Raw genomic sequence first — 7,805 nt, forward strand, 5'->3', positions numbered from 1 at the left:
AGGGAAAGCGGAAGAAGTGAAAAAACTGCAGGCCGCCGGTAAAACAGTGGCAATGGTCGGCGATGGGATAAATGATGCGCCCGCGCTGGCACTAGCCGATATAGGAATGGCGATAGGAACCGGGACGGACATAGCCATGGAAGCTGCCGATATCACTTTGATCCGGGGTGATTTGAACAGTATTGCAGATGCCATCCGCATGAGCAGGAAGACGATGAAAAACATCAAACAAAACCTATTCTGGGCTTTTGCCTATAATGTAATCGGAATACCAATTGCGGCCATCGGACTTCTTGCCCCGTGGTTAGCGGGTGCTGCCATGGCCTTCAGTTCAGTGTCAGTCGTATTGAATGCACTTCGCCTTCAACGGATAAAACTTTAAAGGTCATGTAGCATATATAGAAGGCAGTTGTATTTACTGAATATACCATTCTACGGGCGTATGAATTTTAATCATCCTAATAAAGCCGATGATTCCTTTGCAAGAGGACCATCGGCTTTCATCTGGAATGAGCGGCAATGTTACTGCAACTCTTATAGATTGTCAAACCGCTTATTTTAAACAGTAAAAAACATAATCTGTAGGTGTGCCATTTTCGCCTTGTTGATGGAGCATCGCTGATACATTACCGCGATGATAGGTCCCATGATTCACTACATGATGGATGAGATCGGCAAGTACAAACTCACAAGCCCCCATTTTCGGATGTTCGGTTACAATGGTCCGTTCAAGATCAGGCTGCGAAGTAAGGAAATTGTCGTAATCCTTTGCAAGTTCATCATATGAGGATTCCAGTTCATTTAATGTGATTCCTTCCACTTCTTTCCGCCGCTGTTCAACTTTCTTAAAAGTTTCTTGAACTGTGCTTCCTTTCATTATCTCCAACCAGGTAATATCTGTTGCGTAAAGGTGAACAAGGACTTCCTTGACTGATGGAAAGACACTTTTTATCGTGTCTCCATAGACTCCTTCCGGTAATTGTTTTAGTTTTTGGAACACTTGCTGATTAGCCCAAACATGGTAATCATACATTTTCTTGGCACGGTTATTTTCCATTTTTTCACTCCTTCAATTGTTACATATCCTTTTCGACATCATTTAAAGAATTCCTTTATCAAAGGCTGCTTCCTAATCTGATAATTTGTCYATGCAAATGCTTCGTTTTCTACATACCATGATAATAGATGCTATCCTACTATTGTTATTACGTTTGATTGCCATCAAAGAGTCCAGGAGTGTGAAAATTCACTTTATTTTCAAATGTTGTTAATATGATAGTAACTCTTATCGAGAGGTGGAAAAAAATGAGAGCAGATGCTGTATTTGAAGGTGGGGGGGTCAGGGGAATTGCTTTTATTGGGGCAATTCAAGCAATGGAAGAGGAAAATGTCGAATGGGAAAGACTTGCTGGGACATCAGCAGGAGCAATAATAGCTGCTCTTTTGGCTAGTGGCTATAAAAGCCATGAAATTAGAAAACAGTTTAGTGAAATCAATTACTCAAAGATTCGAGGCAGGACAATTCTGAATCGAATTCCCATTTTGGGCTTCTTTTTGGAACTCATGGTTCATCTTGGGATTTACAAAAACGATTATTTGGAGACATGGGTGGATTCACTTCTTTCGGAAAAAGGGATAAAGACATTCGCGGATCTTCCAGATGGAAAGTTGAAGATCATTGCTTCTGATGTTTCGAATGGAACGATGCTTATTTTGCCAGATGATTTGGACCGCTATGGTATGTCTCCAGCTGATTTAAAAGTTTCAACTGCTGTTATGATGAGTGCCTCCTTACCATTTTTCTTCCGTCCGGTTATTTGGAAATCAAAAGACCGGAAAAAATCCTACATTTTAGATGGTGGTTTACTTAGTAACTTCCCGATATGGATATTTGATACCGACAATCCTCGTTTTCCAACTTTCGGATTCCATTTTGTGAAAGATGAAGTTAACATAGGCGGGGTTATCCCAACGCCCATCCACCTTTTCAAAAATATATTTAAAACGATGCTCCAAGCCCATGATTTACGACATATGAACGAAGAAACGATTGAACGCACGATTCAAATTCCTATAGGCGGCATCAATGCAACGGATTTTGAACTGAATGAGGAAGAAATCAACTTTCTCTATAAATCAGGCTATACTTCTGCAAAAGAATTTTTGTCGAATTGGGATTTTGAACAATATAAGGCCAAACGCTTGCAAAGAGTCAAAAAAGAGTAGGAGAAACAATCCTCTATCATTCGGTCCAAAAGGGGGAAAGAGGGGACAAGGAGCTGCTACAACGGCTCTTTTTCTTATTGAATGAATGAATCAATCGTTTAATTCAAAAGCAATAAGTGGAATTACAATCATAAAAAATTAATATAATATATTATTTTATAATTATCTAAATGAATAAACGGAAAACAAAGAATAAAAGAAGAAAACAAAGTTGGAATAAAGTTTATGAAATTCAATGAAAAGATTCTCAAGGAGAAGTAGATGGCGTGTCTCAATGCACTGTGAGGAGCGGAGAATGAGACAAAAAATATAGATGTAGTGAGAAAGGATGGGATCTTCGTTAACCATCCCGGCTTTCATTAAGGTTTAGTAAGTCCAATAGAAAAGTGGATACAGTTGCGCCAAGCGAACAATTAATATCCCACTTATCTAGTAGACTTCAGCTGCCTTAACAGGTACGTCTATGGTCGGCCCACATGTATCAGGAACGCTTGCTTTTCTTATAGAAAAATAATAAAAGCTTAACCGTCGTTTAACGTTGCCCGAGATTTTTGAGAGATAGAATGGGCTCTCAGCCATCCCGGCAGCAAAGCTAGAGATGGAAATGAAATGGATTGTGGGATAAAGCCTGTTAAGATTTTACTACTTAAAAAAACGTCTATCAATTTTCTACATTGGCATATAACGTTTACTAGGAATATAATCCTGAAATTACGAATAAAGATTGACATTCACACATCCTCATAATACGATACTTTACAGAATAATAGGAATTATCTTTTTATTTTTTTTATTAGAAAACCAAAACTCAGTTTTATATTATAAAACAAAAGCCTCCTTGTATATACATATTCTCCAAGAGTGAACTGGGCTTTTTCTTATTTTGGAAGCGCTGCCAATTTAGGCGTTTTATATAACAAGGGGGGATAAGGTATGGAAGCAAGAATGGAAACAAAGCAAGAAAAGCCATTAAATTTTGGCCGGAAATTTCGCTGGACAGTCGTCATCTGGTTATTGATTGGGGGAATAATCAACTATCTAGATCGTGCCAATCTCTCCATTGCAGCTCCCGAAATGATGAAGGAACTCGGGCTAAGCGTGACCGAAATCGGGTTATTGGGAACCTTTTTTTCTTGGAGTTATGCATTAATGCAGCTTCCTTCAGGCTGGCTGATCGATCGGTTCGGGACCAAAAAGGTGTATACAATCGCGCTTATTTGGTGGAGTGGTGCGACCATTTTAACGGGAGCCGTTCATAAAATGGGTTCATTTATTGCTGCAAGGATTTTACTTGGAGTGGGTGAAGCACCGTGTTTTCCTACAATGGCTAAGATTACATCGTATTGGTTCCCAAAAAAGGAACGCGGCCTGGCAACTGGAATTTGGGATTCTTCTTCCAAATGGGGACCTGCCATTGCACCGCCACTTCTCGTTTTCATTATGGTGACTTTTGGGTGGAGAGCGTTGTTTTATATTACGGGTGTAATCGGCATCATTTTCGCGATCGGTTTTGTTATTTTTTATAAAAATCCTGAAAAAAGCCAAAAACTTTCCAAGGAGGAATTTGAATACATTAAGTCGGAAGGTGGTGGAGTGGAGCAAGGCATTCAATCATCAAAAATAAAATGGGGTTCGTTATTTAAATATCGAAGCGTATGGGGGATGATTCTAGGCTTCTTCTGTACCATCTGGATCTGGAATATTTTCCTTGTATTCCTTCCCCTTTATTTGTTTGATGTCCATCATGTCTCACTTAAAGAAATGGGTATATATGCTGGTATTCCTTGGCTTGGCGGAATCTTTGGCAATATTTTCGGAGGATATCTTACTAAAAAATTGGTCGACAAGGGAATTACTACACCTATTAAAGCAAAGCGTGCCTTAATTAGTATATGTGCCATCTTGGCCGCTATTGTTGTGTGTGCAGTTCCACTTGTTAAAGGGCTCGCTATTACCTTACTTTTACTGACCCTTGCTCTTTGTTTTATTTCTGCCATTACAGGCAGCGCATGGGCACTCGCCGGCGACATTGCTCCTCCTTCTATGGTTGCTTCCGTAGGAGCAATTCAGAATTTTGGTGGTTATTTTGGTGGTGCCTTTTCCCCTGTTGTGGCAGGCATGATAGTGGATACAACTGGTTCTTACTCTCTCGCCTTTATATCTGGCGGTTTAATCGCCGGATGCGCAGCAATCTGCTATTGGTTTATTGTAAAACATCCTATTCAAGAATAGTATTATCGAGGAGGAAATAAATTGAAGCCAAAAGTGTATATAGCAAGACCAGTACCGGCCGAGGTAGAGGCATTTATTTCGAAGTATTGCCAGTATGAAAAATGGAACGGCCATGAACCCATTACCAGAAGCCAACTGTTAAAGCAAATTTCTGATGCGGAGGGACTGCTCATCACAGGAGAAAAAATAGATGATGAATTTCTGGACCATGCACCACGTCTAAAGGCTGTCAGCAATATCTCGGTAGGCTACAACAACTTTGATCTGGAGGCAATGAAAAAGAGAAGCATAATCGGTACAAATACACCTGGTGTTCTCGATGAAACCGTGGCTGATTTAGCTTTAGCCTTAATGCTCTCAGCAGCCCGTCGTATTCCGGAAATGGACAAGCTTGTAAAGGATGGCAAGTGGGGAAATAAAAGCGATGAACCCCTCTTTGGCGTTGATGTTCATGGAAAAACATTGGGCATCATCGGTATGGGGAGGATTGGGGAATCTATTGCAAGACGAGCCAAATTCGGTTTTAACATGGAAGTTTTGTATCATAATCGGCGAAGGAAATCCGAAGTGGAGGAAACGCTCAGTACAACCTATTCTTCTTTAGATCACCTTTTACGGGAATCAGATTTCGTTCTATTAATGGTCCCTTATACTCCGGAGACGAGGCACCTTATGGGACGGGAGCAGCTCGCACTGATGAAAAAATCAGCGATCTTTATCAATACATCCCGGGGTCAGACGGTGGACGAAAAGGCCCTCATAGAAGCACTGCGAAATAAGGAAATTCTTGCAGCCGGTTTGGATGTATTTGAAAAGGAACCCATTTCGCATGACAATCCGCTTTTAGCCATGCCTAACGTGGTAACCCTGCCCCATATAGGTTCAGCTACTCATCAAACACGATTTGATATGGCCATGCTTGCGGCGAAGAACCTCGTTGCTGTTGTTACAAGAAGGGAGATAAGCAATGTTGTCCCTGAATTGAAAGGATTTCAGTCACTAAAAATGAATCATTAACACAGCGGTAATATTAGGTTGACCCATTTAAAAGAATCTTTGATAAAAAAGGCATCCATTCATTTTGGATGCTTTTTAATTAGGAAGAGTGATGATGTTAACAATTACTCTAATGATTTAGCGGATATTACATAAAAATTAGACCACGAGTCCAAGAAAAATATAAGAAGTAAGAGAACCATGAAGTATTGGTTCATACCTGTTTTTAGACATATTCTAAATCATTTGGTTCTTTTTCATTTGTAAGTAAATTCAACAGTTCATCTAGTTCCTGGCTTTTATGTAATGTTTTTGGGGCAGTAAATCCATAAATCAATCCGGTGGTTATAAGTTCTTTCCTCAATATCTCAATTTTTTCAAATAATGCTTCCATACTCTCCAATGCAGAATCCTCAAGTGCTTTCTTTTTTTTGTTATGAAACTATTATTACATAAATTAGGATGTTTTTAAACCAAAAGTGAGTATTCACTTATAAAATTATTGCTGAAGCATTAATGTCCGATTTCAGAAAACCATGATGATTTCTATACCTTCCTTTGAATCAAGGTTTCCTTACTTTGGTATCCAACCAAGTGATGGTGATCTTTTTTTTATTCCATTATTTCGCTGGCTTCTTTAGGCTTTTATAGTTTTAAAGGTTTATTGTAAAAATAGCCCATGGAAGTTATTTGTAACGATTAAATAAATGATTCGTTAAGAGAACTAGGCTGAAAGACTGTCGTTATATGTAAAAGTTTGTAGGGCTATGTAAATGCATAAGTGAATCCAAACTCTTTTTGTATTCAATGGGTACCATAAGACCTGCCTAAAAATTCCTAATTTATTGATTTATTGATTTACACATCTTCATACACCTTTAAAAATGGCCTTCTATACTTGAACCAGATTCAAATAATAGGAGGGAAAGATCAATGAATAATGAAAGAGCAATGGATGATTTAATTAAGAATTGGAGCGAATTAGGTAAGAATATGGACCGCCGAAATTTTATCCAGGGAGCGAGTAAGCTTGCCGGACTTTCATTAGGTCTTGCTCTTGCCCAATCAATGGGCGGGATTGAAGTGAATGCTGCCCCGAAATTCAGTGATTATCCATTTACTCTCGGTGTAGCTTCAGGAGATCCGCTCTCGGACAGTGTCGTTTTATGGACAAGGTTGGCATCGGATCCGTTGAATGGAGGAGGAATGCCAAAAGAAGCCATTTCGGTTAAATGGGAAGTGGCAAAGGATGAGAATTTCAGAAAGATTGTCCAGCAAGGCAAGGAAATAGCCAGGCCGGAACTTGGCCACTCCGTACATGTGGAAGTAAGCGGGTTAAAATCTGATAAAGTCTATTTTTACCGTTTTAAAAGCGGCGGGGAAGTAAGTCAGACTGGGAAAACGAAAACACTTCCGCCAATAGGTTCAAGTGTTTCGAGCTTGTCATTCGCGTTTGTTTCATGCCAGCAATTTGAGCATGGTTATTATACGGCCTATAAACATTTGGCAAAGGAAGATCTGGATATTGTCTTCCACCTTGGCGATTATATATATGAATATGGACCAAATGAATATGTTTCTTCTACAGGTAATGTCCGTGTACATAGTGGACCAGAGATCATTACACTTGAAGATTATCGGAATAGATACGCACAATATCGCTCTGATACCCATTTAAAAGCGGCACACGCAGCTTTCCCATGGGTCGTGACTTGGGATGATCATGAAGTTGAAAACAATTATGCAAATGTCATCCCGGAAAAAGGACAATCGGTAGAAGCTTTCATCAAGAGAAGGGCCGCCGCTTATCAGGCTTACTATGAGCATATGCCCCTTCGCAAATCATCTTTGCCTAAGGGAGCGGATATGAGGTTATACCGAAATTTCACATATGGCGACCTGGCCTCTTTCTTTGTATTGGATTCACGTCAATACCGGGATGATCAGGCAAACGGTGATGGAAGTTCACCGCAAACGCCTGAGTCACTTGATCCGAAACGGACATTACTAGGTCCAGAGCAGGAACAGTGGCTAACTGACAATCTATCAAAATCAAAAACGAAGTGGAATGTTCTGCCTCAGCAGATTTTCTTTGCACAACGGAATTATGGAACACCAACCGCCCCAAAATTCAGCATGGATTCCTGGGATGGCTACCCGGCTGCACGCGATCGCTTAATTGATGTAATCAAAAGCAACAACCTGGAAAATCTGGTCGTGTTGACCGGTGATGTACATGCAAGCTGGGCCGCCAATTTAAAGGAGGATTTCGATGATCCAAATTCAAAGATTTTCGGAGTGGAGTTTGTCGGCACTTCGATCACATCTGGCGGAAATGGTGCGGATAAGCG

General features: G+C 40.1%; 7 protein-coding genes. 5 read left to right on the forward strand and 2 right to left on the reverse strand.

Annotated elements, in window-relative coordinates; genetic code table 11:
• Nucleotides 1-382 (forward strand): HAD-IC family P-type ATPase (locus tag AC1DVB_RS23765; RefSeq protein ID WP_477591245.1); only part of this gene is annotated, 382 nt, incomplete at its 5' end.
• Between the two features lie 171 nt (nt 383-553).
• Here the strand turns inward: AC1DVB_RS23765 and AC1DVB_RS23770 are convergent.
• A complete protein-coding gene (locus AC1DVB_RS23770) occupies nt 554-1,057 on the reverse strand; it encodes a DinB family protein (RefSeq protein ID WP_106028216.1) in 504 nt (167 codons plus the stop codon).
• A gap of 248 nt (nt 1,058-1,305) precedes the next feature.
• Between AC1DVB_RS23770 and AC1DVB_RS23775 the strand changes: the two genes are divergently transcribed.
• From AC1DVB_RS23775 to AC1DVB_RS23785, 3 genes are all read left to right on the forward strand, one after another.
• Nucleotides 1,306-2,226, forward strand: a complete 921-nt coding sequence (locus AC1DVB_RS23775; protein WP_057276006.1) for a patatin-like phospholipase family protein — start codon at nt 1,306-1,308, stop codon at nt 2,224-2,226.
• A 933-nt stretch (nt 2,227-3,159) separates the two neighbouring features.
• Nucleotides 3,160-4,458, forward strand: coding sequence for an MFS transporter (locus AC1DVB_RS23780; RefSeq protein ID WP_095679598.1), 1,299 nt, complete (start codon nt 3,160-3,162; stop codon nt 4,456-4,458).
• Nucleotides 4,459-4,479: 21 nt separating this feature from the next.
• Nucleotides 4,480-5,475, forward strand: a complete 996-nt coding sequence (locus AC1DVB_RS23785) for a 2-hydroxyacid dehydrogenase (protein ID WP_477591248.1) — start codon at nt 4,480-4,482, stop codon at nt 5,473-5,475.
• 205 nt (nt 5,476-5,680) lie between these two features.
• Here the strand turns inward: AC1DVB_RS23785 and AC1DVB_RS23790 are convergent, their stop codons facing one another.
• Nucleotides 5,681-5,848 (reverse strand): aspartyl-phosphate phosphatase Spo0E family protein, encoded by a 168-nt coding sequence (locus tag AC1DVB_RS23790; protein WP_082352106.1) that lies wholly within the window; start codon nt 5,846-5,848, stop codon nt 5,681-5,683.
• A gap of 539 nt (nt 5,849-6,387) precedes the next feature.
• Here AC1DVB_RS23790 and AC1DVB_RS23795 point away from each other — a divergent pair.
• The coding region (locus tag AC1DVB_RS23795) for an alkaline phosphatase D family protein (RefSeq protein WP_477591250.1) at nt 6,388-7,805 on the forward strand (1,418 nt) is incomplete at its 3' end.

The sequence above is a fragment of the Peribacillus sp. P4_D6 genome, assembly GCF_056401795.1.

Bases quoted from the DNA above. Each gene is read 5' to 3' on its own strand.
- AC1DVB_RS23770 (WP_106028216.1), bottom strand. From the start codon at position 1,057: ATGGAAAATAACCGTGCCAAGAAAATGTATGATTACCATGTTTGGGCT.
- AC1DVB_RS23775 (WP_057276006.1), top strand. From the start codon at position 1,306: ATGAGAGCAGATGCTGTATTTGAAGGTGGGGGGGTCAGGGGAATTGCT.
- AC1DVB_RS23780 (WP_095679598.1), top strand. From the start codon at position 3,160: ATGGAAGCAAGAATGGAAACAAAGCAAGAAAAGCCATTAAATTTTGGC.
- AC1DVB_RS23790 (WP_082352106.1), bottom strand. From the start codon at position 5,848: ATGGAAGCATTATTTGAAAAAATTGAGATATTGAGGAAAGAACTTATA.